Source organism: Edaphobacter modestus (assembly GCF_004217555.1).
GTDB classification, from domain to species: domain Bacteria; phylum Acidobacteriota; class Terriglobia; order Terriglobales; family Acidobacteriaceae; genus Edaphobacter; species Edaphobacter modestus.
This window is the reverse complement of the sequence record NZ_SHKW01000002.1, coordinates 101393-128299: the sequence shown is the minus strand read 5'-3', so window position 1 is coordinate 128299 and position 26907 is coordinate 101393. Positions and strand designations below refer to the sequence as shown.

The 26907-nt window shown below is 53.7% G+C and carries 25 protein-coding genes and 2 pseudogenes; 15 read left to right on the top strand and 12 right to left on the bottom strand.

Features of this window, described 5'->3' with window-relative positions:
- Positions 1–82 precede the first annotated feature (82 nt).
- The 5 genes from sthA (at position 83) to BDD14_RS34770 (ending at position 5940) form a co-directional block, all read left to right on the top strand.
- A complete protein-coding gene (sthA, locus tag BDD14_RS26430) occupies positions 83–1486 on the top strand; it encodes a Si-specific NAD(P)(+) transhydrogenase (RefSeq protein ID WP_130423815.1) in 1404 nt (467 codons plus the stop codon).
- Between the two features lie 972 nt (positions 1487–2458).
- A complete protein-coding gene (locus BDD14_RS26420) occupies positions 2459–3160 on the top strand; it encodes an IS6 family transposase (protein ID WP_130423813.1) in 702 nt (233 codons plus the stop codon).
- Positions 3161–3523: 363 nt separating this feature from the next.
- On the top strand, positions 3524–4789 hold the full coding sequence (locus BDD14_RS26415; RefSeq protein ID WP_130423811.1) for a hypothetical protein: 1266 nt from the start codon (positions 3524–3526) through the stop codon (positions 4787–4789).
- Between the two features lie 204 nt (positions 4790–4993).
- On the top strand, positions 4994–5248 hold the full coding sequence (locus BDD14_RS26410) for a hypothetical protein (protein WP_130423809.1): 255 nt from the start codon (positions 4994–4996) through the stop codon (positions 5246–5248).
- A gap of 38 nt (positions 5249–5286) precedes the next feature.
- Complete coding sequence (locus tag BDD14_RS34770; RefSeq protein ID WP_130423807.1) at positions 5287–5940, top strand: SOS response-associated peptidase; 654 nt, start codon at positions 5287–5289, stop codon at positions 5938–5940.
- Here the strand turns inward: BDD14_RS34770 and BDD14_RS26400 are convergent.
- Together BDD14_RS26400 and BDD14_RS26395 are read right to left on the bottom strand one after the other, a co-directional pair.
- Complete coding sequence (locus tag BDD14_RS26400; protein ID WP_130423805.1) at positions 5861–6268, bottom strand: hypothetical protein; 408 nt, start codon at positions 6266–6268, stop codon at positions 5861–5863. The genes BDD14_RS34770 and BDD14_RS26400 overlap by 80 nt on opposite strands.
- Positions 6269–6879: 611 nt before the next feature.
- On the bottom strand, positions 6880–7464 hold the full coding sequence (locus tag BDD14_RS26395; RefSeq protein WP_423201817.1) for a dihydrofolate reductase family protein: 585 nt from the start codon (positions 7462–7464) through the stop codon (positions 6880–6882).
- Positions 7465–7603: 139 nt separating this feature from the next.
- Between BDD14_RS26395 and BDD14_RS26390 the strand changes: the two genes are divergently transcribed.
- Positions 7604–7948: a PDDEXK nuclease domain-containing protein gene (locus tag BDD14_RS26390; RefSeq protein ID WP_130423803.1), complete on the top strand. Its 345-nt coding sequence runs from the start codon at positions 7604–7606 to the stop codon at positions 7946–7948.
- Positions 7949–8059: 111 nt separating this feature from the next.
- Positions 8060–8986, top strand: a complete 927-nt coding sequence (locus BDD14_RS26385; protein ID WP_242618300.1) for a tyrosine-type recombinase/integrase — start codon at positions 8060–8062, stop codon at positions 8984–8986.
- Between the two features lie 570 nt (positions 8987–9556).
- On the opposite strand, the gene BDD14_RS26380 is transcribed toward BDD14_RS26385, so the two are convergent.
- Entirely contained in the window at positions 9557–10015 is a 459-nt protein-coding gene (locus tag BDD14_RS26380) for a hypothetical protein (RefSeq protein ID WP_130423799.1), read from the bottom strand.
- A 396-nt stretch (positions 10016–10411) separates the two neighbouring features.
- Here BDD14_RS26380 and BDD14_RS34765 point away from each other — a divergent pair, with 396 nt between their 5' ends.
- Complete coding sequence (locus tag BDD14_RS34765; RefSeq protein WP_207231901.1) at positions 10412–10570, top strand: DUF1016 N-terminal domain-containing protein; 159 nt, start codon at positions 10412–10414, stop codon at positions 10568–10570.
- Between the two features lie 784 nt (positions 10571–11354).
- Here BDD14_RS34765 and BDD14_RS26370 read toward each other — a convergent pair.
- From BDD14_RS26370 to BDD14_RS26350, 5 genes are all read right to left on the bottom strand, one after another.
- Positions 11355–11534, bottom strand: a complete 180-nt coding sequence (locus BDD14_RS26370; RefSeq protein WP_130423797.1) for a hypothetical protein — start codon at positions 11532–11534, stop codon at positions 11355–11357.
- 380 nt (positions 11535–11914) lie between these two features.
- Positions 11915–12226 (bottom strand): response regulator, encoded by a 312-nt coding sequence (locus BDD14_RS26365; protein ID WP_130423795.1) that lies wholly within the window; start codon positions 12224–12226, stop codon positions 11915–11917.
- Between the two features lie 267 nt (positions 12227–12493).
- The gene (locus BDD14_RS26360) at positions 12494–13027 is read right to left on the bottom strand and encodes a hypothetical protein (RefSeq protein WP_130423793.1); all 534 of its coding nucleotides are present in this window, start codon (positions 13025–13027) and stop codon (positions 12494–12496) included.
- A 207-nt stretch (positions 13028–13234) separates the two neighbouring features.
- Entirely contained in the window at positions 13235–13918 is a 684-nt protein-coding gene (locus BDD14_RS26355) for an MIP/aquaporin family protein (protein ID WP_130423791.1), read from the bottom strand.
- Between the two features lie 28 nt (positions 13919–13946).
- On the bottom strand, positions 13947–15380 hold the full coding sequence (locus tag BDD14_RS26350) for a catalase (protein ID WP_130423789.1): 1434 nt from the start codon (positions 15378–15380) through the stop codon (positions 13947–13949).
- Positions 15381–15793: 413 nt separating this feature from the next.
- Between BDD14_RS26350 and BDD14_RS34760 the strand changes: the two genes are divergently transcribed.
- The 3 genes and pseudogenes from BDD14_RS34760 to BDD14_RS34755 all read left to right on the top strand — a co-directional run.
- Positions 15794–15949: a PAS domain S-box protein gene (locus BDD14_RS34760; protein ID WP_130423787.1), complete on the top strand. Its 156-nt coding sequence runs from the start codon at positions 15794–15796 to the stop codon at positions 15947–15949.
- 90 nt (positions 15950–16039) lie between these two features.
- A complete protein-coding gene (locus tag BDD14_RS32070; protein ID WP_165420307.1) occupies positions 16040–16192 on the top strand; it encodes a hypothetical protein in 153 nt (50 codons plus the stop codon).
- Between the two features lie 341 nt (positions 16193–16533).
- Positions 16534–16665: pseudogene (locus BDD14_RS34755) on the top strand (PAS domain-containing sensor histidine kinase); the annotation flags it as partial.
- Between the two features lie 134 nt (positions 16666–16799).
- On the opposite strand, the gene BDD14_RS26335 reads toward BDD14_RS34755, so the two are convergent.
- The 3 genes and pseudogenes from BDD14_RS26335 to BDD14_RS34750 all read right to left on the bottom strand — a co-directional run.
- Positions 16800–17426 carry a response regulator gene (locus tag BDD14_RS26335; protein ID WP_130423785.1) on the bottom strand — a complete coding sequence of 209 codons (627 nt, stop codon included), beginning with the start codon at positions 17424–17426 and terminating at the stop codon, positions 16800–16802.
- Positions 17426–20209, bottom strand: coding sequence for a sensor histidine kinase (locus tag BDD14_RS26330; protein WP_165420306.1), 2784 nt, complete (start codon positions 20207–20209; stop codon positions 17426–17428). Before BDD14_RS26330 ends, BDD14_RS26335 begins: the two co-directional genes overlap by 1 nt.
- Positions 20210–20278: 69 nt before the next feature.
- Positions 20279–20638, bottom strand: a pseudogene (locus BDD14_RS34750) (hypothetical protein); the annotation flags it as partial.
- 608 nt (positions 20639–21246) lie between these two features.
- Between BDD14_RS34750 and BDD14_RS26325 the strand changes: the two are divergent.
- From BDD14_RS26325 to BDD14_RS32625, 4 genes are all read left to right on the top strand, one after another.
- Positions 21247–21888, top strand: a complete 642-nt coding sequence (locus BDD14_RS26325) for an isochorismatase family protein (RefSeq protein ID WP_207231900.1) — start codon at positions 21247–21249, stop codon at positions 21886–21888.
- Positions 21889–22674: 786 nt separating this feature from the next.
- The gene (locus BDD14_RS26320; RefSeq protein ID WP_130423781.1) at positions 22675–23616 is read left to right on the top strand and encodes a GlxA family transcriptional regulator; all 942 of its coding nucleotides are present in this window, start codon (positions 22675–22677) and stop codon (positions 23614–23616) included.
- 149 nt (positions 23617–23765) lie between these two features.
- The gene (locus BDD14_RS34745; protein WP_130423779.1) at positions 23766–24200 is read left to right on the top strand and encodes a response regulator; all 435 of its coding nucleotides are present in this window, start codon (positions 23766–23768) and stop codon (positions 24198–24200) included.
- A gap of 1161 nt (positions 24201–25361) precedes the next feature.
- Complete coding sequence (locus tag BDD14_RS32625; RefSeq protein ID WP_207231899.1) at positions 25362–25775, top strand: hypothetical protein; 414 nt, start codon at positions 25362–25364, stop codon at positions 25773–25775.
- 353 nt (positions 25776–26128) lie between these two features.
- On the opposite strand, the gene BDD14_RS33345 is transcribed toward BDD14_RS32625, so the two are convergent.
- A complete protein-coding gene (locus BDD14_RS33345) occupies positions 26129–26620 on the bottom strand; it encodes a PEP-CTERM sorting domain-containing protein (RefSeq protein ID WP_242618298.1) in 492 nt (163 codons plus the stop codon).
- Positions 26621–26907: the final 287 nt, after the last annotated feature.

The window sequence follows — 26907 nt, the reverse complement described above, 5'->3', positions numbered from 1 at the left end:
GAAAGAAGCGGACGCGCTAGCAGAACTGGCACGAACGCAGGGATAGCAACAGTTAGCAATTTTGTGCAGGAGAATAAGTTGGATGAACGAAACTAATCGATCGGCAAAACATTACGACATGGTGGTGATCGGCTCGGGCGCTGCCGGACATCACGGGGCAATTCAGGCCGCCAAACTCGGTAAGAAGGTTGCGGTGGTTGAACGCTCTAAAGCTCTTGGTGGGGCCAGTATCAACACCGGCACGATTCCGAGTAAGACACTTCGGGAGGCTGTCCTGCGTTCTACCCGATCGGGGTCCACGGATCGCCGGATCTCGGCCTCAAACTTGGCACTGAGAATCGAGGAAGTCGCGTCCAACGAAGTTCGGGTGTTTGAGAATCAGTTTCGCCGCAATGATATCGATGTATTGATCGGCACTGCTTCCTTTTCAGGACCTCACACGATTCGGGTTGCGAATCAAGAAGGAGAGCACCTCTGCCACGCGGACCACGTGTTGATCGCTGCTGGCTCGCGGCCGGCTCACAACGACGCGATTCCCGTGGACGATGTCTCCATTATCGATACGGACGCGATTCGCAGGTTACGAACGGAGCACCATGTGTTGACCATTGTTGGGGGTGGCGTGATCGGTATTGAGTATGCCTGTATTGCCGCCGCTCTGGATATTCCCGTGACTGTGATCGAACGCCGCCCTCGCATACTCGATTTCGTCGACCAGCAGATTGCTGAAGCGCTGAGTTATCACATGCGCAGCCAGGGCGTCACTTTTCGTCTGGGTGAGGAGGTCGAGGAGGTTACGAAATCTTCTGAGGGCAAAGTCGGCGCGAAGCTGAAGAGCGGAAAACAGATCTGGTCGGATGCTCTGCTTTATGCTGTAGGAAGGCAGGCCAACACTGATTCGTTGAATCTTGCGGCATGTGGCCTCGCTGCCGATGCGCGCGGCCGGATTCAGGTAAATACCAACTTCCAGACTTCGCAACCGCACATCTACGCCGCGGGCGACGTAATCGGTTACCCGAGTCTATCCTCCGTTGCGATGGAGCAGGGGCGCGTGGCCGTATGCCACGCTTTCGGTATACCGGTCGTGTCGGTCCCCGAATTGTTTCCCTACGGCATCTACTCAATTCCGGAGATTTCGTTCGTTGGCAAAACAGAAGAACAGCTGACCGAAGCGGGTGTCTCATACGAGATTGGCATCGCACATTACCGCGAAATAGCGCGAGGCCAGATCCTAAGCGACACTACCGGGCTCCTGAAGATATTGTTTCACAGGGAAACGCGCCAGCTGCTGGGTGTTCATATCGTTGGCGAAGGCGCAACCGAACTCATTCACATCGGACAGACCGTCATAGCTTTCGAGGGCTCGATCGACTCCTTTGTAAACACGGTTTTTAACTACCCTACATTGGCCGAGTGCTACAAGGTCGCCGCGCTGAACGGCCTCAACCGGCTCAATTATTCCGGCGAGCCCTCATTAAATCGCTAATGGGGGTCACTACCCCAAACCTGTAGAGTCAAGATGTGACGCGGTGGTTTAGGTTCGGCCAATCTATATCCAGCCCTTTCGTCAGCCGGTGCCTCATTATCCGGACCATGCTCCGTTTTCACATCCCGCTCATCGAACCGGACATGCGCTGCTAACGCATCCGGCTCTCGGACAGAACTTCATGCTTTCGCCCACGGAAAGTCAGTCTCCCAGCGCTTACGGGCTTCACAGCCGGTTTGGGAGACTGCAGCCGTTGTGGGTTTGGGATTACCTGCCCTCATGGTCTCCTCGGCGTGCAGTTGGTACGCGATGCGGCATGGGGCTTTGCTTGGCGGCTCGGATAGCACATCACTCGTGCACGACGTTCGTAGTCTACCGCGCATAGTGTTGGATTTTGTCTTCGCTGTTCCACACACACTATATGACCGTTTTCATGTTGACTGAGACACGGCACCAGGCGCCTTCAGCTGCAAGACAGCGCACCAGAATCGGTAGGCCGGTTAGCGACTCTGCCCACCATCGGCGATTGTGACGATGTCTTCTACGATGAGCGGCGTCGCCGGATCTACGCCATCGGAAGCGAAGGCGGGATTTCGGTGTTCCAACAGTGGGATGCCGACCACTATGACGAATTGGCCGAATCAAGACAGTCAGCGGAGCGTGGACGGGCTTCTCCTCAGTGGAATTCGACAAGTCACGTTTTTCGTCGGCAACCCACCGACGAGCCCGGCGGTGAAAATCGAAAAAACGGCTTCAACCACTATTGCTTGTAGCACGCTTTGCTGGCCTGAACGCAGGCTTCCTCACGGCAACATAGAGCATGATTCCCAGTTTGCGGAGATTCGCATATACACACCGATGCCGTAAACCCAATTACACCCGGTTTGCGATCCTGCTGGATTCCGCAGCCAAGGCTCTGTTGCATTAACGGGGGTGTCGTAGTCTGGAGTGGTTCGCCGAGGAGCCTTGTTCATGTTCAAGCGCCGTCGTTTCCCTGTGGATATCATCCTGGTGTGCGTTCGCTGGTACTGCAAGTATGGGATAAGCTACCGGGATCTGGCGGAGATGATGCAGGAACGCGGCGTAGACGTGGATCCGACCACGATCATGCACTGGGTTCATCGCTACGCGCCTGAGCTTGAGAAGCGGGTCCGCTGGTACCAGGGGTACCGTGCGACCTCGTGGCGAGTGGACGAGACGTATGTGAAGGTCGGTGGCCACTGGAAGTACCTGTTCCGGGCCGTCGACAAGCATGGCCGGTTGATCGATTTCATGTTGATGGATCGGCGAAACCCCCGTGCGGCTCATCGTTTCCTGGGAAAAGCGCTGACGACAATGCGCCACTGGCCGCCGTCCTCCATCACCACGGACCAACTCGGCTCTTATCCAAAAGCCATTAGCCGGCTGCAACGAGAAGGCAAGCTATCAAGCAATACCAAGCATCGCACGTGCAAGTATCTGAACAACATCATTGAAGCGGACCACGGCGCATTGAAGCGAGTCATTCGCCCCACGCGAGGCTTTCAGACAATGAAGACGGCCGCCGCTACGATGAAGGGGTTCGAGGTGATGCGGATGATCCGCCGAGGACATTGCCTCACGTGTAAGCCGCATGTCAAAGACGAGGTGCGCTTCGTAAACAAGCTGTTCGACATCTTCGTTATCGCTGCCTGATGCAAACCGCGCAACGGACGAACTGCGACCAACAGAGTTAATGCAACAGAGCCGAAAAGAGCGCCCCTAAAAAGCGAATTCAAAAACGAACTTTAGGATGTCAGTAACATCGCTAATGCAGCTGGTCGCAAATAGCAATGTTTCACGGCACCTCTTTAACGCCCACAAGGCCGTCGCGATGAATGCTGCGTTCCCAAGGTCTACAAACCTTCGTAACTGTCTGAATTATTACCTGTCACAAGCGCGAGCACTATGATCATTGCGCGGAACTACTGATACTGGTTCAGTTCGCCGCTCTGCATCTGCCCTACGCAAGCCTTTACGACATCCAGAGAAGTCACCACAACAAAAGGAGATCCGTTCATGAGTACATCTCTCACAACTGCTAAGCAGCAGTCCGAAAAGTGGACGTTCGATGACATCATTACCAACTTTTCTTTTCATTGGTGGGGGTTTGAATTCCATCTCAACGAACCCGCTGTGCAATTGCTGGGTGAAGTCAGCCAATGGGCCGAAAAGATAACCGATGCCTATGCCGACGCAGCATCTAACAACGGAGACGAAGGCGGCGACCATGACCAAGGTGCCAAGATTGCCGCTGCAATCGCTACTGTTATCGAGCTATACGTTGAATTCATCCAATCGAAAGATAAGGGAACGGGAGTGAAACTTGTTTCCCCCTGGTGTATGCCCACCCTGCTGTGGCCGGAATCGGACGATTCTATACACGTAGATGACTCGCAATTACGCTGGACGACCACCGACGGCCAGAACGGCTGGGTAGCGGAGCAGAAGATGGCTACAGATTTTTCCGAATCCGCTCCCTCCGTGGCCGTTTTTCAAAACAAGTTTTATTGTGTGCACCGAGGATCAGGCAGCGACACGAAACTCTGGTTCACGTCCTTCGACAAAACTTGGAGTCAAGACCTGCCATTAGGCAACGGTATTAGTTCTGACACCTATCCAGGGCTAGCCGTTTTTCAAGACAAGCTTTATTGTGTGCACAAAGGCATGAACAGCGCCAACCGGTACCTTTACTACACAGCATTCGACGGGAATACTTGGGGTCCAGACCTGCAATTGGGCAACGGTGCTCTTTCCAACATGGGTCCGGGGCTAGCCGTTTTTCAAAACAAGCTCTATTGTGTGCACAAAGGCAGGGACGGCGCCAACCTGTACCTTTACTACACAGCGTTCGACGGGAATACTTGGGGTCCGGACCTGCAATTGGGCAACGGCGCTCTTTCCGACTTGGGTCCAGGGCTAGCCGTTTTTCAAGACAAGCTTTATTGTGTGCACAAAGGAAGGGACAGCGCCAACCTGAACCTTTACTACACAGCGTTCGACGGGAGTACTTGGGGTCCAGACCTGCAATTGGGTAACGGTGCTCTTTCCAACAGCGCCCCAGCGTTAGCTGTTTTTCAAAACAAGCTCTATTGTGTGCACAAAGGAAGAGACACTGAAAACACGTACATTTACTACTCAACGTTCGACGGGAATTCTTGGAGTACAGACCAGGTAACCCAAGAAGATGCGAAAACCTCTTACTCGCCTGCTGTGGCGGCGTATCAGGATCCTCTGGGTACCAAAGAGCTGCTGATGTGCATACATAGGGGCATCACCTATTAGCTTGACGGTGATTGGGTCCTCTCCAACATCGTGAGGCATGAAATAAACGAGAGCTTCTGAGCATCAAGGGCTTGCGGCATTGGCGGAACCAATGTCGCAAGTACCGTCGCCAACCCAAAATTTTGGCGGTTTTCGTTATCAAAAAACTTTCCACCATCTAAAAGCAACATTCAGACATGTCAGCACAACAAAGGAGATTCGTTCGTGAGTACAACTCTCAACAATGCTAAGCAGACCGACCCTCTAACCACGTCCGGCGCAATCAGCGGTGACGGAGGTGGCAGTGGCGTTCTATTCGATGGGCTACCGTCTGGAATACAGAGCGCCCTTTCAACGATTGCTGACTTACTCAACAACCCCGACAATAACGGTCAAATTGCCGGATGTATCCGCTCGTATCAAAACGGAGCATCGGATTCGGACTGGTTTAGCGGCGAGATATCGCAGATCAAGGATTAGTGAATATGGTGGGGTGAGAAAGCTCCTTGGAGTAGCGCATGTGCGGTCGGTACTGTCGACGGAGTGACAAACAGAAGATCGCAGAACACTTTCGCGCGAAGCCGGAACCGGCCGAGCTGCCGATGCCTGACGCGGATTACAACATCGCGCCGACGACCTATCAGCCCATCATCCGGCAAAGTCGTGGGACCGGCGAGCGAGAAATGATCCTGGCACGTTGGGGTCTTGTGCCGTTCTTCACGAAAGACCTGAACGACGTCAAAGGGCTTTCGACGATCAATGCTAGAGCGGAGACAATCACGAAGGCTCCGAGGTGGCGCGAGCCGTTGAAGAAACGTCGCTGCCTGGTCCCGGCCAGTTTGTTCTATGAGTGGCCGAAAGAAGGGAAGCCACCGAAGCAGCCCTACGCAGGTTTGAATGCCCCATCGCTTATCTTCGAACTTTGCCCTTTGTTCTGGTTCGATATTCTTTATGAGAACGCTGCCGGAACCATCCCTGCCGAAAGGCACATGGCCGGGGCAACGGAACGAAGACGGGAGCCGAGAGGCTCCCGTTCTTTTTTACGACGAGTTTCTATGGGCGATAGACATGGCATGATTATGACAAATCAGTTCAGTCCCAAAGTGCGAAGCATACGATTGCCCAATTCTTACCTATCCCCGGAAGGGCGCCTATATCGTAGCCGACGCTAACACCTTGTCCTGCTCCTACGTTGTCCGCAATAAATTCGCCACCGCCGAACAATTGAATGACAATCCTCTTGTTGTTTCCATCGTAGGACTGTAGATAACTAAGTATTTGATTGGCCATCGCGTCAACTTTGTTCACATCGAACATCTTTTGACCGGCAAATTGAAGTGCTGTGTATTGGACGAACGCTCCTAGAACGTCTACAGTTATTGCATTCCCGCCTGCATCTTTCGATTGCAAAGCTTTAAAAGCTTCGTTGATCTCACTCTCGCTAATGGGAGTGCTATTGAACTTAGACTTGGCGTCATTCACAGCGGTTGGAAATGCCATTGCCTCTGATCCTTTCGGGGTGAAGGTTGTGGTCGTACCGTGTCTAGGAACGGACACGCTGGGGAAAGCGGAGAGGAACCAAACCTTCCGCACAGCGATCATAGTTCTTGCGCTTGTAACAGGCGGTAAATCGGTAGTTACGGAGGTCTGTAGACCCTCGGGAACGATAGTCACACGCCGCTGCATCACGCTCGTGCACTAGATCTTTGTTTCATGTGTCTTTACGCGAAAATCGACGTGCGTTGGCTGGTTATACGCCGCACGGATGACAGGTCCCTAGCTCCGCCATGTCCGGGGATAAACAGCGTTTTTCTTCACGATGTCTTCGACTGCTGCTTGGTTTAGGTAACGCATCGAAAACGACGGTTTATGAGTTCCTCTGAATCGCTCCATAAGCTATGTCACAAACAAACAGAACGAGAGTCGAATGCATTGGGGAACCGAAACTCGGTTTGAATATCTTGGAAGAGTTGCTGAAAGGAAGCTGAACCAGCCGTTCCCTGAAAGTGGGCTTGGGAAGCGATAAGGCCGTAGTTTCCCAAAAGCGGACTTTTCGAGAACTCAGCCAGACGCTGGACTGACGTAGGCAACAGACGCGCGTTTATGAAGACCTATTTAGCGTTGCTGTATCCGTCGGGCACTTGCGCAGCAGGAGCGTAGGTCAACCGAATCACGTCTTCGGCGATCAGTTCGTTCGCAACTAAGCGGAGCGACGGGAGAGGGCCCGAAAAGAACGACTTGCCATTACCAAGTACGACGGGGTGCAGGTAGAGTCGATATTCATCAATGAGACCAAGATCGGTGAGTGCTCCAGCCAGGTCCGGGCCTCCCACTTCAATTTGCCCGACGAGCTGTGCCTTCAGTCCTCGTATCAGCACGTCAATGTGATCGGCGACAAGAGTTGCATTGGGCCCGACCGACTTCAACGAGCGCGACACAACCCACTTTGGTTGACTGCGCCATGCAGCCGCGTATTCATGTTCTTCCGCGCCCCAGTTCGCATGTTCTTCATCCCAATAACGCATGATCTGGTACATGCGGCGACCGTACACCATGCCCGAAAGTCCGCGCACATCCTCGATGAAGTGACGAAAGAGCGCGGGGCGAGGTACAAATTTCTCGTGGTCGTGGTCGACATAGCCGTCCAGCGACTGGTTCAATGCATAGACGAGTTTTGCCAGGCTACAGACCTCCAAGCCAGATCAGAACACCTCTGAGGCGAGGTTACGTAAAGGTGAAACTTGCCGCAATGTCTTTACCGGCTGATAGGAAGTAATCCCATTGTTCCCGGAAAGCGGCTTATCGGGAACTTGAACCGCTGAAACGAGCTGTCGGGTGGCATGCCCCTTTCGTGCATTTCTTGAGTTGAAGACAGGGAACTTCAAACCCGAGTGGGCGGGCAAGCTCAACTTCTATCTCTCAGCCGTTGACGGACTCTTTCGTTCCGGGCCGGATGCCCCTACCATCGGTCTTCTGCTCTGCGAAACGCATAGCACCGCAGTCGTTGAGTATGCGCTCCAGAATATCGCGAAGCCCATCGGTGTTTCGACCTATCGTGTGACGCGAGAGCTGCCCGCTCCGATCCGCGAAGAGCTTCCGAGCGTGGAAGATCTCCAAGAGGTGGTTACAAAGCTCCGATCGGAGATGGATCTCCTGCGGCAGGAGCGTCAGGATGAGTAATGTCGTGTCGCCGATTACGCAAGATCGGATTGTCGTGACGCTGTCACGCCAATTGTGCAGCGGCTTGCTGCACAATTGGCCCCGCTCGCCGCATAGAGAGGCTAATTGGCAATGAGTACCTCTCTCGTTCCCGTCAGCCTCCCGCCTGAAAAATCACCCTTTGCGCTCACCCAGGCTCAAACGATCCTCCGCAAGATGGTCTTGGACTCTGTGCAATCGATTCACTCGAAGCGCAACTACGCGAAAGCTCTCGACGATCTGTTTGCCTTCTGTGCCAGCCGACCTCTCTCCCGCGCGCTGCTGATGGAATACCGCGCGACGATCGATCATCTCTCTCCGTCAACAATTAACGTACGGTTGTCTGCGATACGGAAGCTAGTGGGCGAAGCGCGGGGCAACGGAATGATCGGGCTCGAAGAGGCAGCGAGTCTCACCGACGTGCCGAATGTACGGCAAAAGGGAACTCGACAGGGAAACTGGCTCACTCGGGAGCAAGCAAAAGACCTGCTATCGGTCCCCGACCGCTCGAAGCTCAAAGGGAAGCGAGATTATGTCATCATTGCCCTTCTGGTCGGCTGCGCTTTGCGCCGGCAGGAACTCGCTTCATTGAAGATCGAAGATATTCAGCTCCGAGAAGGAAGGTGGGTCATCATCGATCTCTGCGGCAAGGGTGGCCGTATTCGCACGGTGGCAGTCCCGATCTGGGTGAAGCGGGGAATTGAAGCGTGGCTAGAGGCGGCGAAGATTGATAAGGGCCGGCTACTCCGTCCGCTATCTAAGTCCGGCAAAATTGTAGGCGATGAACTTGGCGATTGGGCGATCTGGTCCGTAGTTGAACAGTCATCCAAGCAAATTGGGATTGAGCACTTCGGCGCCCACGACTTGCGCCGAACCTGTGCCAAGCTCTGCCGCAAGAGCGGCGGAGATCTCGAACAGATTAAGTTCCTGCTCGGCCACTCTTCCATCCAGACAACCGAACGCTATCTGGGGTCGGAGCAGGATATAGAAATCGCAGTAAACGACAACCTGGGACTGTAGGCTTTCATGGGTGAGCGACTCTATTTGTGTAGGTGCGGCCTGAAGCACTTGAATTGATTCTGCAAAGATGCGGCCTGGTGGAAGGAACGCCGGATAATGAAGCGTCGAGTCTGCTCCTACGATATGCTCGCTGTCCCTGACCCTTCCTTCGTCCTGAAGGATCGGGTAGGAGAGATGTACTTCTGCAATTTGCGATGCTTCTGTATTTGGTCAGTGCAGTTGGCTACAAGGCCGAACTGTCTGCAGAAGATAAAAACGGTCTCTATTCGCTGAGCTATAGAAGTTGGAGGGATCCCATCACCGATTAGAGGAGGATCTGGACAGTCGGATCGCGGTGAACACCGCGCCGGCGAACATCATTCGGGGGGAGTACTGGTAACGGGCGCCGAATCCTTCGCATTCAGCCATGATGCGATGCAGAAGCGACTCGGTCCGCGAGCAGGATTGGTCGAGATGTTGGTTTGGGTATAGCATCACGCACCTCCCGGGATGTCGAAGGTTAGGGGAGCCAGTTCTCCAGAAGAAAACGGCAGCCGGCCGATGGAAGAAATCTACGGCCGGCCGTCAGTGTCAGTGAGGCATGTTAAGTGCAAGTTCTGTGTTCGTAGGTACCGGGCTATTTGCGGCCCGAATGGTTTCTTTCTCCGCATGACTCTTAGGAAGCTCGAAACCGTTCGTTGTACCGGGAGACCAAATCTGGTGCAGGAAGTACTTGTTTCCGTAACGGTGAAATACTAATCTGCCTTTGTCGGTCGGCTTCATCGTTGTAGATCCTATCGCCATCAGGATCTGCGATCGGTTCTGAGTAACTCCGCGAAGAAGCAGAACGTGGTCGGACAGCGTCCGAATGTCGTACTTCCCGGCCGGCATGATCTCAGAGCCAGTTCGGAAGTCAAATGGGACGATGGCTACGACATGCTCAGAGGAATTCTGAGCGATGGCGCGGGAGCCTGGTGCGAACGCACTGAAAGCGAAGGCAAAGGCAAGGACTGAGGGGGTGAGGATGGACTTACGTGATAGGAAGTTCATGATCGTTCTCCTTTGCGACAGTGGCTGCGACTCCATCTGCCTTACTCATTAATGCGAAGACCAGAAAGAATCGCGCCACGGCCGCGGAAACTTTTCTTATCCCGTGCTGTAGCTTTGATCGCTATTTGTCGTAATGTTTGAGCGTTATATGGCGCTTCTGCTGGGCTCGACTAACAACATTGGGCAGCACGAACGCTCGTTAGCACAGGCCAGAGACGCTATACGCGCAGCTAAGTGTTTGACTCGTCATGCCATTTGCAGTCACATGGCTTTACAGCTCCCAGGCAACTGTCACAACGAACCTCCGAAAACTACGACAAATAGCTCTGAAAAACTACGCCAAATAATTCTGAAAGTGACAGGCCTTGCTGTCAGCCGGGAGTTGGTTCTCCTCTATTGGTCGATCGGCCGGGATCTGAGCCAGCGAGGGACCTGCAGGCTGAGTTCCCGGGTGTCGAAGGCTTCAGTCCCCGAAACCTCCGCTATATGCGCGCTTTGGCCGAGGCCTGGCCGGAGCCGGAGATTTTGCAATCGCTCATTGCCAAATTGCCCTGAGGCCACAATCTGAGGGTCGATTTACTCTCGATCCCATCCATCAAATGCTGGGACTAAACACCTAGAAAGTTTTGACCGATATACGTTGATCTATCGGCACAGGTCTCCGCGAACGCTCTATACCTGATCGTTCGGTAGAAATCTTACTTTCGTGCATGAATCGCAGAATATGCGTAATGCTTGCGGGAGTCTCAAGATACGATCTAGGGACTTTTCGTACACAGCGGCGATTGAGGACGTATGGAATAGGTCGGGGAGTCGATGGACGAGAACTGGACCATCCCCCAGCACGATCGTTTGATCTCGGGGCGGTACGTTCCGACCCAACGAAGAGGCTCGTTCTCTTCTAGACACATACGCGTATGTCCGAGTATTAAGCTGTCGACTGATGCGGCTGAGCCTGAACGGATGAATGTTTCTGAGGAGTGAAAGACGCATATTTCATATCCAATTTCCGAGAACATGTCGAAGCATAGATGGCGAACGGCTGAGCTTGTGTCGATTAGGCAAATGTCCACACGATTCGGCCGTATTGCCACAGATTGTTCCTGTCTAACGTGTGTTAACACGGCCATGGGGGTATCTCCCTTCATCCGTCGAGAAGAGACTGTTCTTGGCCGGTACCAAGCAATGATCAAAAACAGCTGCCTTCTCGATCACAAAGCACTGCGATAGGAGCCGGATTCGGCAGCTTAGAGATTGATGAAAGGATCAGGGTTCGAAGTAGCTCCTGCACCAATAGAAATGGAACACTCTCCAAGCTTGCCCGCCGCCGGTTGGATTTCTACCGTCTTATGACAGCGATGCCGCAGGCGTTGGGATCGTCAGGAGCGCACATGGGAATTGGGAGGGCGCTGCTCCGGGCGACCTTGGCGCTGGAGGTAGAAGCGGCAGAGATCTGGCGGGAGGCGAAAGCACCGGTGATAACGAGGGCGGCTACGGCAGTACGAACGATGAGCTTCATGTGGATTGTCCTTTATTATGTTTTTGCGATGGCTTAGCAGCGATGCCGCAGGCGTTGGAATCGTCAGGGGGAATTGGGAGGGCGGTGTTGCGGACGACAGAGACCTCGTCGCTGGAGGTGGAAGCGGCAGAGAACTGGCTGGAGGCAAAAGCACCGGCATATCACTCGCTGCTCTTCGGTGAGTGTATGGTTGCAATTATTTTTTCCTTTTTAGATGTTCCATCAGTTTCTCGGGATAAATGGGTTTGGCAACGAGAATACATAACCCTTTTTCTTCTCCCTCGCGCAAAATATCTGAAGTGCCCGCCTGAGCGGAAAATAAGCAGGATCTTTTGTTGCGGGCAATAGCCTGGTGATTTCGATGGCGAGTTCCACCCCATTCATAATTGGCATCGATACATCAGTGAGCAAAAATCCGGCGTTAGCTTTGCGGCAATCTGCAGCGCCGTTTGCGCGTTGTAGGTGCGAACGGCTCGGAAGCCAAATCTGTTCAGAATCTCTGCTGTCGTATCCGCGATGATCTCCTGATCATCGACTACAAGTACCGTCGGTTTGTCTGCCGCTAGTCTCTTCGATCTGGCCTTACGCTTTCGAGCTGCGATCGGATTTGATAAGAACTCGTCTGCTACTTGGAAAATACCCGGGTCGATTCTCAGCATTAGCACCCCTTGCCTCACGTTATTTGCATCCACTACTGCTCCCCATCTTCAGCATCCGGGCGCTGTGGGTTACCTCAATCGTTTCTTACCCGGCGACCTTGCTCCTGAGTGCAAAACCCTAAAAGCCTCTCTCAATCATGGGTCGCTCACCAGGTCCCATCTTCCCATCCTCTTGCCTGCCCCGAGCCGGGCTCTTCATCCAGGGCGCCTGAACTGCGTTCCACCTGCTTCGCATTCGTTGCAAAAAGGAGTTATTTGCACCACACCGGGGTGCACTCGGGGAAGCGCACCCCGGCGCCCTCAGAAAGACACTCCGGTGTGCATAGCGAATGTGACGGCGTTCGTCGCAGGCGCGCCTACCGGCCGACTGAAACGGACTGGCAAGTCCGCCTCGACGAAGTAAGCCTTGAACAGGCCGTTCTTATGCTTGATGGGCCAGCTTTTGTTAACCAGGGGCGTGAATCCCCATGTCGCGTTATCTACGACGAAGGCCAATCGTCCTCCCGCTGCCCAGCCGTGTCCCAGACTATATATAAGACCGGGATGAAGGGTGAGAGTAGTTAGCCGGGTCCCCGTCGTATTTATCTGTGGGACAAATTCGAAGTCGAAGGCCATGCGACCGCTTCCCTTGACGGTAATTCCAGTCGGAAATCCAACCGCAAGCTGATCTGTCAGATTGTTGATGGTCTGGCCTCCGGAGTGTGTCACCAGCGGGAGGAGGAAGCCGATATGCCCGCCCAGAGTTGGGCCCTTTTGCTCTTGTGCTTGCGCCAGCGGCGCTCCACCTGCCAGAGTTGCCGCAAGCATTGCCAATACAATCCATACTCTTCTCATTTCTCTCAATCCTTCAATACTCGAAGTTGCCTTCGGGTTCTGTAACCTGTTACTACTCGTTCGGCTCATGCCGCGGTGAAGCGAACCAAAAATGAGCGTTGATTTCCCTCTGCCGCCAGTGTGGCTGGAAGAGCGCCACACTAGCGGAGGTTGGAAAGCCTAAGAGACGATCTAACTATGTGAATAGCTGTCCTGGAAGGCAGCCGGTCAGGCAACCTCCCTTTGTTCTCGCGGTTGATCCCTCGATTGGAGCCGATGAACATCTTCACGTTCGGCTGGATTCAGTATCTTGAAAGCGCCTGCTGCCACTGCGGCGCCGCCAAATTCAGCTATCAGGTAAATCCAGATATTCTGCCAGGACGACAGCCCGAGAACGGAGATGCCCGTCGCCACCGCCGGGTTGAACGCTCCACCGGAAATGTTGCCGACGGAAAACGCCCCCACCAGCACCGTGAATCCGATCGCCAGCCCATAGAAAGAATTTCCCGACGTACCCTTTGCCGTAGCGACGTTCAGCACGACGTAAACGAGCGCAAAGGTGAAAAGAAACTCTGCCAGAAGCGCTGGTACGGTCGCCGGGTGGAGCGGTGTAACAATGGCCCCTCCCTTTAAGAACTTGACGACCAAGCCCGCCAACACAGCCCCCATGATCTGGAAAATCATGTACGGCACGACATCTTTGGTCTCGCACTTCCCGCGCAACCAGACGCCGAGCGTAACGGCCGGATTGAAGTGCCCTCCGGAAACATGCCCGCCCGCAAAAATCATTACCATAAGCGCGGAACCGATTGCCAGAGGGGCGAACGGACCGGCACCGTGGCCGATGACCGTGCACCCAACTGTCAGAACCAAGAAAAAGGTCCCGATGAATTCAGCCACGTACTTCTGCATAAACTACCTCCTTCGACTCTCGATGTTGCTAGAGCGCTGCGATGGCTTTGGCTACACCCTCTCCGTATGCCGGGTCAGCCTTCGAGCAGTTGCCGATATGACGATCCTGCACTTCTTTCGAGGCTCCTCCGATCGCACGAGCGGTGTTCTCGAACAGACGCTGCTGCTCATCCGGCTTCAGCATGCGAAAGAGATTGCCGGGCTGAGAGTAGTAGTCATGGTCATCCTCGCGGAAGTTGAACCTGCCGGCATCACCATTGATGGCCAATGGCGGCTCCGCAAAGTCAGGTTGCTCCTGCCATTCACCGTGACGGTTCGGCTCATAGCTGGTAGCTCCCCCGCTGTTGCCATCGACTCGCATGGCCCCGTCACGGTGGTAGCTGTGGAACGGGCACTGCGGCGCATTGATTGGGATGAGGCTGTGATTGACCCCGAGTCGGTACCGCTGTGTATCTCCATACGAGAACAGCCGACCTTGGAGCATCTTGTCCGGAGAGAAGCTGATACCGGGAACGATGTTCGCCGGCGAGAAGGCAGCCTGTTCCGTCTCCGCAAAGAAGTTGTCTGGATTGCGATTGAGCTCAAGGATGCCAACTTCGATGAGCGGGTAGTCGCTATGCGGCCACACCTTGGTCAAGTCGAACGGATGGATGTGATAGGTGTTCGCATCCTCTTCGTTCATGATCTGGACATAGAGCTTCCACCGGGGAAATTCGCCCCGCTCAATGGATTCGTAAAGGTCCCGCTGATGACTCTCACGATCACTCGCGATGATATCTCCTGCCTCAGCGTCCGTCAGGTTTTGAATGCCCTGTTGAGTCTTGAAGGTGAACTTCACCCAAAATCGTTTGTTCTCGGAGTTAATGAAGCTGTAGGTGTGACTCCCGAACCCATGCATATGGCGGAAAGACTTCGGTATACCACGATCACTCATGACGACGGTGACCTGATGCAACGCTTCCGGCAACAGAGACCAGAAATCCCAGTTATTATCTGCGCTTCGCATGCCAGTTCTTGGATCTCGCTTAATTGCATGGTTCAGATCCGGAAACTTCAAAGGATCGCGAAGGAAGAAGACCGGAGTATTGTTACCCACGAGGTCCCAGTTGCCCTCGTCTGTGTAGAACTTCAACGCGAATCCACGGATGTCTCGCTCGGCGTCCGCGGCACCGCGTTCGCCGGCGACCGTTGAGAAGCGGGCAAACATTTGGGTCTTCTTCCCGATCTCGGAGAAGATCTTCGCCTTGGTGTACTTAATGATGTCGTGGGTGACAGTGAACGTTCCATGAGCACCGGCGCCCTTTGCATGCATACGGCGCTCTGGAATCACCTCCCGGTCGAAGTGCGCCATCTTCTCAAGCAACCAGACATCCTGCAGTAATGCGGGACCGCGCCGCCCCGCGGTTTGGATATTCTGGTTGTCGACAACAGGCGCGCCGAATGCAGTCGTTAGTTTCTTCATGTGTTTCCTCCTTGGTTGTCGCGTCTGACTAGCTCCGATTAGATCGCCATCTCGAAGAGTGCCATGACGCCGATACAGCAATTTCGGACATTCGCGACGTAGTTGAACACCTGCCGCTGTAACCCTCATGATGGAGCCTTTCACTGACTGCTCCGCCATCAGTAAGGGGATAATGACGCACTTCGTCCGCGGACGCATCGTGCGATCGAATAGTTCTTCTCTACTACTTTTGAGCCACGCTCTAGCGCCCGGAATTCTGTTTTGCGTTCCAGGTGGTCAGGCTTCACCATGCCGTCATTTTGTTTTGAGCGAAAGCGGGCGCGCTATCCACTCAACAATCGCAACCAGTAAAAAGCGTGGATGATCCGATCTCTACTAGATTGTCACAAGTTGGAAGGACGTCGCGAGGTCGGATGTTTGGGTATACCGCAGAAGAAATTATCGGCAATTCTATTCAGCAGTTGATACCCGTGGAGATGCATAACGAAGAAGATATGATCCTGACGAAATTGAAGTCGGGTGCGCGGATCGACCACTACGAGACGACAAGGATCAAGTTAGAGGTTTGAAGTCTCAGTAACTATCTCTCCCATCAGAGACGATAAGCCCGTATTATCGGTGCTTCCAAAACGGCTCGCAACATTTCGGAGCGCAAGAAAATGGAACGATTGCTGATTCAGTCTGCAAAACTCGCCGCGACTGGACGCATGGCCGCGACGGTTGCTCATGAAATCGACAATCCGCTTGAGTCAGTGCTGAATCTCGTCTTTCTTGCCCGGACGAGCGTCTCGATTAACAAGGCACGCGGCTAGCGGAGAAGGATCTTGAACGAGTTGCTCACATTGTGAGGCAACGTTGGGCTACTACCTACATCGTGAGCAGGCCGCGCCGGTCAAGGTCGGTCTTGGAGAATCGGTGGAACAAGTGCTAACCAATTACAAACGAAGCTAAGGCCCAATGGGATCTGCGTCGATTGTCGATTGGACAATCATCGTCCTGTTGTCGCTAACAGAGGTGAACTGGTGCAGGTGTTCTCAAATGTCATTGCCAACTCCATTGACGCGATGCCCCAAGCAGGAGGTCTTCACATTCAGATTAGTGAAACAACTAACTCAGAGAAAGAAGGGGTTCAGATTGTGATCGAGATAGTGGCGCGGGTATCCAGCAGGAACATCTGTCGAGAATATTCGAGCCGTTTTTCACAACTAAAGGCCATCTTTGCACGGGCATTGGAATTTGGATAACCAAGCAACTCGTTGAGTACCATCAGACCAAGTTGCAATAACCAGCTGCAAAGATCCAGAACACAGCGGTACGACTGCGTTCATATTCATACCGTTCGCCTACCCATGATGGCGGGGTGATTTTGTGAAGAGGCTTAAACCAAGCGGTTTCACGCCATCGGTCCGGAGTGAGAAGCTAAGGAAGAAAGCCGCGCCTCAGGGCAATGGTCACAGCATGCGTGCGATCATTGGCTCCGAGCTTCGCAAGAATGTTCTTCATGTGCGCCTTCACTGTAGCTTCGGTCACGTTGAGTTGATCGGCAATGATCTTGTTGGAGGTGCCTGCCGCGACGCGGCGAAGTACCTCGATCTCACGTTCGGAGAGGATATCGTCGGTAACGTGCTCTGCAAGTTCTTTCGCGATTTCGGGCGGGATGCGGCGCAGGCCCTGGTGCACCGCCCGAATGGCATCAACCAGATCTGTTCGAAGCGAGGTTTTGAGCATGTAACCGGCAGCGCCTGCTTTGAGGGCTCGCAGAACCTGAACATCACCAGGATAGGTTGTCAGCACAATGAAACGCGCTGAAGGAAATTCGAGACGTATCGACTTGATGGCCTCAATGCCGCTGATGTCGGGTAGCTGAAGATCCATCAACGTGACATCCGGGCAGAAGGCACGAAATCTCTCGATAGCCTCCCGTCCATTCGCCGCCTCAGCTACAAGTGCGATCTTCGCCTCGCCCTCGAGGACAGCCGCGATACCTTCTCGCAACAGCGGGTGGTCGTCGACGACCATAACCGTGATTTCACCGGAAACCCGCATTAGCTTCGCCTCCGACGCCAAATCACGCGTTTCCACCACGCTACTTTATCTGATCGTCGGCACTCCGCATAAGCGAGCTTTCCCGGTATCAGTAATTCAACTTCAGTACCGGCACCGGGACGGCTCCAGATGGACAATTTCCCGCCTAACAAGTTGGCTCTCTCGCGCATTCCCTGAAGCCCCCAATGACCCAAGCGTCCCCTGCTTGCCGTCTGTTCATCCATGCCGGTTCCATTGTCGCGGATTCTCAAACTGAATTGTGCCCGGTCATACGTGAGCTCAGCCTCGACATGGTTTGCGGAAGCATGACGGAAGGCATTGGTCAATGCTTCGCGAGCGATGCAGTATACGTCGTCGCAAATGACCGGTCTGAGCGCCACAACTGTTCCTACAAGGAATAACTGAAAGGAGGTCGATTTGGATGCCAGGCTATTTCCGAATGACTCCAGCAGGTCAGGGAGGTCGCGGGATGGCTCCGACCGAATTTCACGTACCCGGTCCCGGCCTTCGATCAGGACCTCATCGGCTCGGAGAAGGACGTTCTCTACACTTGAACGAAGCGGGTCGTCTGCAGGGATGCGGTTGAGAATAGCTTGAAATCGAAGGACGAGTCCCTGGAATCCCTGCAATAAAGTGTCATGCAATTCGCGCGCGATCCGATCCCTCTCTCTCAGGCGCACGTTGAGGCGACTGTGAATTTGCTCACTAAGCTGCCTCAGGCGGTAAAGATAGAGCAGCCACAACAGCATGACGGCGGTTGTCCACAATGCCGCTTTAAACCAAAGCGTCTGGTAATACGCAGGCAGAATAACGAAGCGCCATACAGCCGGAGTTGAAGTCCATACGCCATCGTTGTTGCAGGCCAGCACGCGGAAGCGATAGTGGCCCGGACGGAGATTATTATAAAAAGCTTGGCGCCGCGTTCCGGGTTCCTGCCAGTCTGCGTCGTGGCCTTCAAGCATGTAGCGAAACAGAGCCTTTTGCGGCACAACGAAGCTGAGTGCAGTGTAGTCAACCTCAAGATCGCGGGTTAGAGGAGGAAGGCTAAGCCCATCCTGCGGGGAGTAGCTCTTTCGATCTGCGACGATACCCTCGATATGTACTGGCGGCACTACATGGTTTCCGGCTATATGATCTGGATCGATCATTTGTAGTATGCTGCCGTTGGCGAACCACAATCGCCCGTCTGGACTTTTTGCACTCGCATTGAAATGACCTTGGCCCGGCTGCACTCCGTCCAACACGTCGAAAACTCTCATTTTCAGCGTGCTCTCAGGTCGCCGCCACCATCGCTGCAGTTCGGCATCTGCGATTTCCACGAGACCACACTGCGCGTAAAGCCATAGGTCGCCTCGATCGTCCGAAATGAGTGTGTGGATGCTGTCGCAAGGCAGGCCGTTGCGGACAGTGAGAATCTGTTGTTTACCGTTTTTCCAACCGACGACTCCGAATGCAGTCGCTCCTAATATAGATCCATCGGAAGCTGCGATGAGCTCGTTAACCCGAGAACCAGGGTGGTGCGGGAAGGGGAAGGTCTCTGTCTTGCCAGACCGATAACGAGCCAGATCACCATTCAAAAGGCCTAACCAGATCCCGCTTTGCGGATCAGCCGCAATTTTGCGGGCTAATTGCATCTGCGGCGCTGGGAACGCTTCTCGGACTTTCTGATCCTGAATGCGAATGAGCGTCCATGGCGGCCCCTTGATCTCAACCCATATGTTGTGCTCCGAATCTTCAGTCATCCCCAACACTACTCCGACCGGGCTGCCGTCCTTCCTCTTAATCTGACTAAACTTTCCCCCCTGATAGATCGATACGGTATTGTCGATTCCGGCCCACAATCGACCGGCGTGGTCTTCGATCATTGACGTAACTTGATGTCCTTGCAAAGCATTCCCAACCTGAGAAGGCACCCCACCCGGGCCAAGGACATTTAGCTTGCTCGCATTTCCGATCCAGATGGTGCCATCCCGCGACGCCAGAACCGAATCGACTGCGTCCGCGCTTAGTCCTTCGTGTGTGGAAAAGCTACTCACCCGAAGGTCACGGAAGCAATCGAGGCCATTCGCCGTAGCCACCCAGAGGTTGCCTTCACGGTCCTCATAAAACTGGGATATGAAGTCACTCGACAAGCCGTCCGTCGTTCGATAATGATCGACGTCAGCACCGTGAATTCTGTAGATACCCTGGTTGCTGGTCCCGACCCAGAGGTTCTTCTGATGATCTTCCAAGAGCTCTGTGACTTCCACGGTTTCGCCATTTAACTTGGGCGCGACAAATGATTTCAGCCTGCCATCGACCAGATGTTGCAATCCCAGACCGCGGCCCCTGAGAGCCATTCCAACCCAGAGAGAGCCATCTGCTGCAACTGACAAGGCCTCCACCCCGTCCACTCCCGCATTGGATTTCAATGCCTTAGGTCTATAAGCGTTAGATGATCCCGGTCGCCATCTGAGAAGTGTTGTGTCGCCGCCGATCCAAAGATTGCTCGAAGCGTCCTGCACTAGAGGTCCTGCGATGAACGCAGGCACCCCGTCCTCGTTCCCATAACAACGAACTCCTATACCGATGACCTTGCAAAGTGGCTGGGTGTTATCGCCACTTCGATTACGCGTGATCCAGATTTCCCCGTTCACATCTTGAAGGATGGATGAGATTTCCCCCTCTCCCTTTAGATAAGTGATCAGGTGTTGGTTTACCCGATGGACCAGACCGGCATCGGTGCCGATCCAAAGGCTTCCGTCTCGTGCGCCCAGCAGAGCAGTGATAGAGGTGGAAGGCATCTGTTCCACCTCCTGCGAAGTCGATGAGACGAACCGGACCCCGTCAAATCTGAAAAGTCCGGCTTCGGTTCCTATCCAAATGTACCCATCCGTGGTCTGGGTAACGGTACGTACCTCGCCACCAAACAATCCGTCCTGTATTCTCCACGCGGTGTGACCATACTGGGAGATGTGTCTTTCCGGGTTCAGTGCAAACACTGTACTTGCCAGGAATAGAACCAACGGGAGGCAGCGGAAAAACAACCGCCGTTGAAGCGCTAGAGTCCTACTGTAGTTCCTTCTCACAAATACCCGTCCGCCGTCTGCGCCAAGGCCATCCCCGCCAATCCATTCTTGGTTGTCTAACCGGTGTGGTAGAGCTGTCCAGTGCGCTGTTGCAGATCCAGCGCGCGGGCGATTGGAACGCCGATGGTGGCTAGGGAAGCGCATGTCCAGGCAACCCCCCGGTCTCAGAGTCCGCAGCAAAAAACCAGCGCATCCGAGGATCACATCGAAGAGGCGGGTCAACGCTGCTGGGGGATCGATGTGTCGCGCCTTTCGAGGGGAAGCTACAGCCATGATCGCTGCCGAAAAGGTAGTAGAGCTTAAGAATATCGCAATGTTGTGCGCTCTGAAAGTCCGGAGTTGCTCAGCCCGGATAATCATTCGCTGCTGATGAATGTTAGGTTGCAAGCTCCTAAATCTGGCTAGCACCTATTTCGAATTTATCACCCGCAACACGGCAACTAGTTTCATTAGACTTTGCCCAATAGATTGCGATCGCCGCAAGAGAATCGAGCGGCAACATCGGCAATTCATTCGAAACTCTTCCGGATATCGCGCCCGCTTTCGGCTCAAAAACAAATGACGGTATGGTGAAGCACTATTGACCCGGAAAGCAAGACAGAGTTCCGCGCGCTCGAGTGGCTCAATAGTAGTAGAGAAGGGATATTCCATCGCAGGATGCATGTGCAGACTAAGTGCGACATCATCTCCTTACTGATGTCGGAGCAGTCAGTTGGAAACTTGTAAGCCCGACATGCTAAGGGAGAAATGCCGTGCCTGCCAATCTAGCCAAGACGCTGCTCAGCCCGGATAATCATTCGCTGCTGATGATCGACCACCAATATCTGCAGATGCTCACCATCCGCTCGCACGACGCGAGCGAGGTCATCAACCATGCCGTGGCCCTAGTCGAGGCGGCAGCGATCTTCGAAGTGCCACTGCTGACCACGACTGCCTTCAAGGAGCGTCAGGGTTTGGTCGCGCCGCTGGCCGAGGCGAGTAAGGCAGTCAAGCCGATCGACCGAACGACTCTCAATTCGTGGGAAGACCCGCGTATCGTCGACTGGGTGGAGAAGACTGGACGGAAGAAGCTCGTGATCGCGGGGCAGTGGACCGAGGTGTGCGTCGCTATGCCTGTCCTCTCCGCACTTGACGCGGGCTATGAGGTGTATGTCGTCACAGATGCCTGCGGTGGTGCGTCGCGCGAAGCCCACGACATGGCGGTGAAACGCATGGTGCAGGCAGGCGCACGCCCGATCACAACCTGGGTCTATGTGTCCGAACTGCAGCGCGACTGGGCACGTGCAGCAACCGCCGAGAAGGTCACCAAATTGTTCGCACAACGGGGCGGCGCCTTTGGCCAGGGCCTGCTGTGGGAGTGGGACCTGCTGGATCTCAAGGAAGGCACGCGCTGACGCCGGCGCAATGGAGATAGACGATGGACCATTCACCCACCTCTTCCACGCTGCCACGCGTGGAAGAGCATCCACATCGGGGCTTTCGAGACGGTGATGATCTGTTATCAAGTCAGCATCGATCACCTGGGCTTCGCCGGCAATTCGGGAACAATAATGCGGGCGATGTGTAGTGGATGACCGCAGCATCGGGCGTCGTCGCATCCTCAATGACTAATCAACCTTTTTTCTGCTCTCTCGGCCATCACGCTCAGGGTTGGTTGACCATCCGAACCATCTACATAAGTCAGTGCTGTTCGTTTCGGCAATCGAGTGTCAACGAGGCTGCTGGGAGTTCGGGAACTTGGGACTAGAATTCGAACCACAGAGAATCGAGTACTCACGTCTAGGCAAGGCAGAGGCGGAGATATGTCGTGACCTAGAACTCAGGAGCATCGAGCAGCTAATTGCAGAAAACGAGCGTTTTCAACTGCTCATCATTGAATTACTCATCAAAAACGAGCATTTACGGACCAGGCTGCAAGACGAGAAAAGTATTTAGCTGGCATTGGCTCTATTGAAAGGGTCGTTCGATGATCGGTCCGGGAATTTTATTTGCGTGAAGAAGAAGCGCTTTTCTGTGGAGCATATTTGACTGTGTTGAAGCAGGCCAACTCCCGTGTGGGTATTTAACGAGAACTTCTATGCAAACCCGTTATTTGCCCATCCTCTAGGTCATTGACGCTCCAAAATTCGGAGATATACCACGAGGTCTGACATCGTAAATTCATCCAATTAGGTAAGGGTATGCGAAAGGTTGTCATCAGCGGTCCGCCGCGAGTCCAGATCCTCGATGTAACGGGTCCCCTCGAGGTCTTCTCGAATGTTGCTGACTATCAGGTGACGCTCGTCTCCTCGGATGGAACGGATCAACTCATGACCAATCGCGGAATCAAGCTCGCAGGTGCAGTGCCACGCGACAGCGTGTCGGATCCGATCGACACACTCGTCATTGCGGGCGGCCCCGATCCCGAAATCGGTGAATACGATTCCGACTATCTTCGCTGGATCGCTGATGCCGCCGGCAGGTCGCGCCGCGTCGCCTCGATCTATACCGGGGCTTTCTTACTCGCCGCTGCTGGCCTTCTCGACCACAAGAACGCGGTGACCCATTGGAGTTTCTGCGATCGGCTGGCGCAGGAGTTTCCCAAGATCAACGTGTTACCCAGCCGGATCTTCCTTCGAGACGGAGCGATCTACACCTCGGCGGGTAATACCGCGGGAATTGATCTCTCTCTCTCGCTTGTCGAAGAGGATCACGGACATCAGACGGCCCTATCTGTTGCAAGGCATCTTGTCATGTTCCTCGTTCGCCCGGGTGGCCAGGCGCAGTACAGCCACATGCTCTCCCGGCAAGCCATGACATCGGAACCCTTGCGCGAGCTACAGGTTTATATGCTCGAACATCTCAAGGCTGATCTCTCAGTCGAGGCCCTAGCAGAGAGAATCGGGATGAGTCCGAGACACTTTTCTCGTGTATGTCTGCGCGAGATGAAGATGAATCCAGGGCAATTTGTTGATCGGATGCGCGTTGAGGCTGCTCAACAGATGATTGATAGCTCCTCGCTGGGACTGAAAGAGATCGCGGACGACTGCGGGTTTGGATCTGCGGATTCGATGCGACGCACCTTCCAACGAGTCATTGGCATTACCGCAGGCGAGTACACCGAGCGATTCAAGCAGGTATAACCCCTGATTTCGACCGTCGACGTCCGAAAACACGATTTCGCTAATTCCGCAACAAACTGTGATTACAAATACCTGTCCGGATTGCATTTTCGAGTATTTTACGATGGCGATGGAACTGCACTAGTCGATGACAGGAAGAGAGAGAACAGATGAAAGACGTTACGAAATCACTGTCTATCTTCGCAGATCCCGTACAACCTTCTTTCGCACAAAAGAGGATACTCTGTGTTGACGATAACGTACCAGAGCTATTACTCCGCGGGAAGATTCTGGAGCTGCAGGGCTACACAGTTGAATTGCTTAGTTGCCCTATGCAGGTACTGCGCTACGATCTTTCGACCGTCGATCTTGCGGTCCTCGATTTCGATATGCCCGGAATGAACGGCGGAGATCTGCTCCTCCGCATGAGAGCGCTCCATGCCCGGTTTCCAATCCTGTTGCTCAGCGGTTCCGTGTACGCGGTGTCCCCAGATAGCCGCGTTCTCTTTTCCAAATGCCTGGACAAGGGTGATCCGGTGCGCCACCTCCTAGATTGTATTGCGGGGTTCCTGGATCCGAATGAGATTCCCGACTTTGGCAGTTGATGGTCATGCAACGTTGGTTGTGAGCGTAACGGGGAATGCTCTGCAGTAAGTAATAGTCCGGATAGACGTCCAAGAAGCTTGCGACCTGCCGGAAGTGGCCACATTCAAAAACTGCACCGAGGCAGCATATCCGAATAGTTAAGCGGGTCGTAGAACCAATCGTCTTTCATGTCGACGCGGAGTTGCTAGAAATCACCGACGGATCAAGGGTAACAGCACCAAACTGTATAGGCATCTAGGGGCCCGTCAGAAAACGGACAATAGAGCACGCTGAGGCTTACGTAAGGAGGCGGAATAAGCCCCACCGTTACGCAGACATCCTATTTGTCCAATATACGGGAGGCTCTTTTCATGGGAAACATCCGGATTGCCCGTAATACGTCCGGAACGTCTAAACCAGCGCCGAATTTGCAGGAAAGTGCGATGGTTCGACATAAAAATAAAAGTACATAGTTAGTTCTGCTGCGCACCGATCCTTGCGCACTCGTATAGCCCAGGTCGCTGAAGAAAGGTAGGAATCCATGGCGGACATTTCTACCCCTTCAAAACAGCGATTTAATCAGAGCTACCTATTACTGTCATCGACGCTGGAACGACCTCGACTAATGCTAACTTGCTTGTTTTTGTTGACCTTTACGCTAGACTGTTGCCCACCCGGAGAACTTTCCTTATGCTGTGCCGAATTTGCTCGCTTTCCGTTTTTGCTTCGTTTGCGCTTGCCGCTGTCGGCCAACAGGCCGCAAGGCTGTAAAAGCCGCGTTAGAGCGGCCAGAAGATGGCCATTCAGAACGCTCGGCCCCATCCACCGCTCCAGCCGTTCGTTCAGATGTCCTTTTTGGAATTGGTAACGCTACAGTATCAGCCGTGCGAGAGTGAATACGGATCATTCGCGAACCTTCAAAACGGGAAATTGGAAACTAAGGTCTTTCGGCGACCCCGCGTCACAATTGACGAAGGCACGAAAGCCAAAAAGACCCACAATCAAGCGGAGGGGAGGGAAGTGATGCGAGTAATTTGCACAAATGCAGCTGCCCGGTTTGTCGGCCACTCGGAAGCTAGCGACGTGTTTGGGCATCCATGATGTCACGAGATAGACTCAATCCCGATACTTCAAGGTCACTTGGGTCGGACCTATACGCTGTGCTCGAGAGTGGAGGATTCATGAATACAAGCGATATCGTTCTCGCGATCGATGCTGAGATCACGCAGTTGCAGAAGGTGAAGGCACTCTTGACGGACACCGACCTCACCACGAAACGAAAGCCGGGCCGTCCAGCCGGTGTGGCCATGCCCAATAAGGCAACTAGCTTCAATCCAGTAGAATTTGCGAAGAAACCCAAACGACGCACTATGAGCGCGGAAGGCCGTGCAAAGATCGCCGCAGCACAAAAGGCTCGCTGGGCAAAATCCAAGAGAGTCGCGAAAAAAGCTGCACACAAAGCTGCTTCAATACCAGCTAAGAAGGCAGTGACGGCGAAGGCGGTCGATCGGAAGACTGCTCAAGTGAAGAAAGCCCGCGTCGTGAAAAAGTCTAAGCAACCAAAGGCAGAGGCACCCGCTACTTCGGCGTCGTAATTGAAAGGAACCACTCTCTAGCCGGATCTTTTGAGTAAAACGGGTTACTTCCGGATAGCCCGTTCGCCGTCCGGAACTCTGGAATTCGCTATCAAATGTTCGAAGCGTGCATTGGCGATTTATCGCCAATGCATGCGCTCAGAGCGGTTTTCGAAAACATAAGCCTATCGTTTCGTATAGAGGGCGAGGGTTGCGCATCCATGAAGCGGCAACCCGAATTATTACCTTTCTATGAAATCAGACGTTTCTCAAGATATGCAGTCAGGGCAAGCTTGTACACCCTGACGATTCTCAGGCCAGTCGCGGGGTCTCCACTCCCAATTAAAACGGCAAGCTTATCGAGCTGTAAAGTGCTAGAGCACGACAAATTTTCGACGGAATGCTCCTATCGCACCAAGAACTCCAGTCCCGAGAAGAATCAGGCTGGACGGTTCAGGAGTAGGAGCAACAGGAGGAGGAACAGGAGCGACAGGGTTATCGGTAACGGTCATCGTAATACTGTCGAAGAATTGATGGGTGCCGACGCTAAACATATCAAAACCCGAAAAATTGCTGCCCTGAAAGTTGTCAACGTTCGGAACAGCGTAGATCTGCAAATGCAGATTCGCCGGATCAAACACTACAAGAAGGCAAGCAAATCCATTTACCGAGCAAGTTGTTATTGGAGTGACGGGTGTGAAGGTTGTAATCAGATAGGGGCTCGTGTACGTGAAGGAAGACGGCACCCCAAAAGTCGGCACCCCAAAAGTACTATTGAAGTCATACGTGAACGTATCGGCGCACGCTGGAATGGTGGAAGCAGCGACAACGATGGCCGCTGCAAAAAGACGAATAGTTACTCGCAAGGTGAATCTCCAGTATTAGACGAACCCAAACTACCTGCAATCGCACCACCACATGCCAATCGCTAAATCCTCAGTTCCTCGCTGTTTCGGGATGTCTTTTCTTGCCAAACCCTGCATTATTTTGCGGTCCAGTGGAATCCGGTTAGCCAGATCCATGCGGATCAGTCGCTCCAGCGCGCTAGACTCGTGTACAGGCATGCCGATGAGCTGAAGTTGATCGAGCTCATAAGGCCCATAAGTAATTCATAAAGGTGGTTTGGCTTATTCGCAGAGTCATAGAATGTTTT

Bases quoted from the DNA above. Each gene is read 5' to 3' on its own strand.
- BDD14_RS26330 (WP_165420306.1), bottom strand. From the start codon at position 20,209: ATGCCTTCCACCTCTATCACTGCTCTGCTGGGCGCACGAGACGGAAGC.
- BDD14_RS26415 (WP_130423811.1), top strand. From the start codon at position 3,524: ATGAGTACATCTCTCACAACTGCTAAGCAGCAGTCCGAAAAGTGGACG.
- BDD14_RS26360 (WP_130423793.1), bottom strand. From the start codon at position 13,027: ATGAGAAGAGTATGGATTGTATTGGCAATGCTTGCGGCAACTCTGGCA.
- BDD14_RS34745 (WP_130423779.1), top strand. From the start codon at position 23,766: ATGAAAGACGTTACGAAATCACTGTCTATCTTCGCAGATCCCGTACAA.
- BDD14_RS26380 (WP_130423799.1), bottom strand. From the start codon at position 10,015: ATGAACTTCCTATCACGTAAGTCCATCCTCACCCCCTCAGTCCTTGCC.
- sthA (WP_130423815.1), top strand. From the start codon at position 83: ATGAACGAAACTAATCGATCGGCAAAACATTACGACATGGTGGTGATC.
- BDD14_RS26385 (WP_242618300.1), top strand. From the start codon at position 8,060: ATGAGTACCTCTCTCGTTCCCGTCAGCCTCCCGCCTGAAAAATCACCC.
- BDD14_RS32070 (WP_165420307.1), top strand. From the start codon at position 16,040: ATGGAACGATTGCTGATTCAGTCTGCAAAACTCGCCGCGACTGGACGC.
- BDD14_RS34770 (WP_130423807.1), top strand. From the start codon at position 5,287: ATGTGCGGTCGGTACTGTCGACGGAGTGACAAACAGAAGATCGCAGAA.
- BDD14_RS26320 (WP_130423781.1), top strand. From the start codon at position 22,675: ATGCGAAAGGTTGTCATCAGCGGTCCGCCGCGAGTCCAGATCCTCGAT.
- BDD14_RS26370 (WP_130423797.1), bottom strand. From the start codon at position 11,534: ATGAAGCTCATCGTTCGTACTGCCGTAGCCGCCCTCGTTATCACCGGT.
- BDD14_RS26400 (WP_130423805.1), bottom strand. From the start codon at position 6,268: ATGGCATTTCCAACCGCTGTGAATGACGCCAAGTCTAAGTTCAATAGC.
- BDD14_RS26355 (WP_130423791.1), bottom strand. From the start codon at position 13,918: ATGCAGAAGTACGTGGCTGAATTCATCGGGACCTTTTTCTTGGTTCTG.
- BDD14_RS32625 (WP_207231899.1), top strand. From the start codon at position 25,362: ATGAATACAAGCGATATCGTTCTCGCGATCGATGCTGAGATCACGCAG.
- BDD14_RS26350 (WP_130423789.1), bottom strand. From the start codon at position 15,380: ATGAAGAAACTAACGACTGCATTCGGCGCGCCTGTTGTCGACAACCAG.
- BDD14_RS34760 (WP_130423787.1), top strand. From the start codon at position 15,794: ATGTTTGGGTATACCGCAGAAGAAATTATCGGCAATTCTATTCAGCAG.
- BDD14_RS26335 (WP_130423785.1), bottom strand. From the start codon at position 17,426: ATGCGGGTTTCCGGTGAAATCACGGTTATGGTCGTCGACGACCACCCG.
- BDD14_RS26420 (WP_130423813.1), top strand. From the start codon at position 2,459: ATGTTCAAGCGCCGTCGTTTCCCTGTGGATATCATCCTGGTGTGCGTT.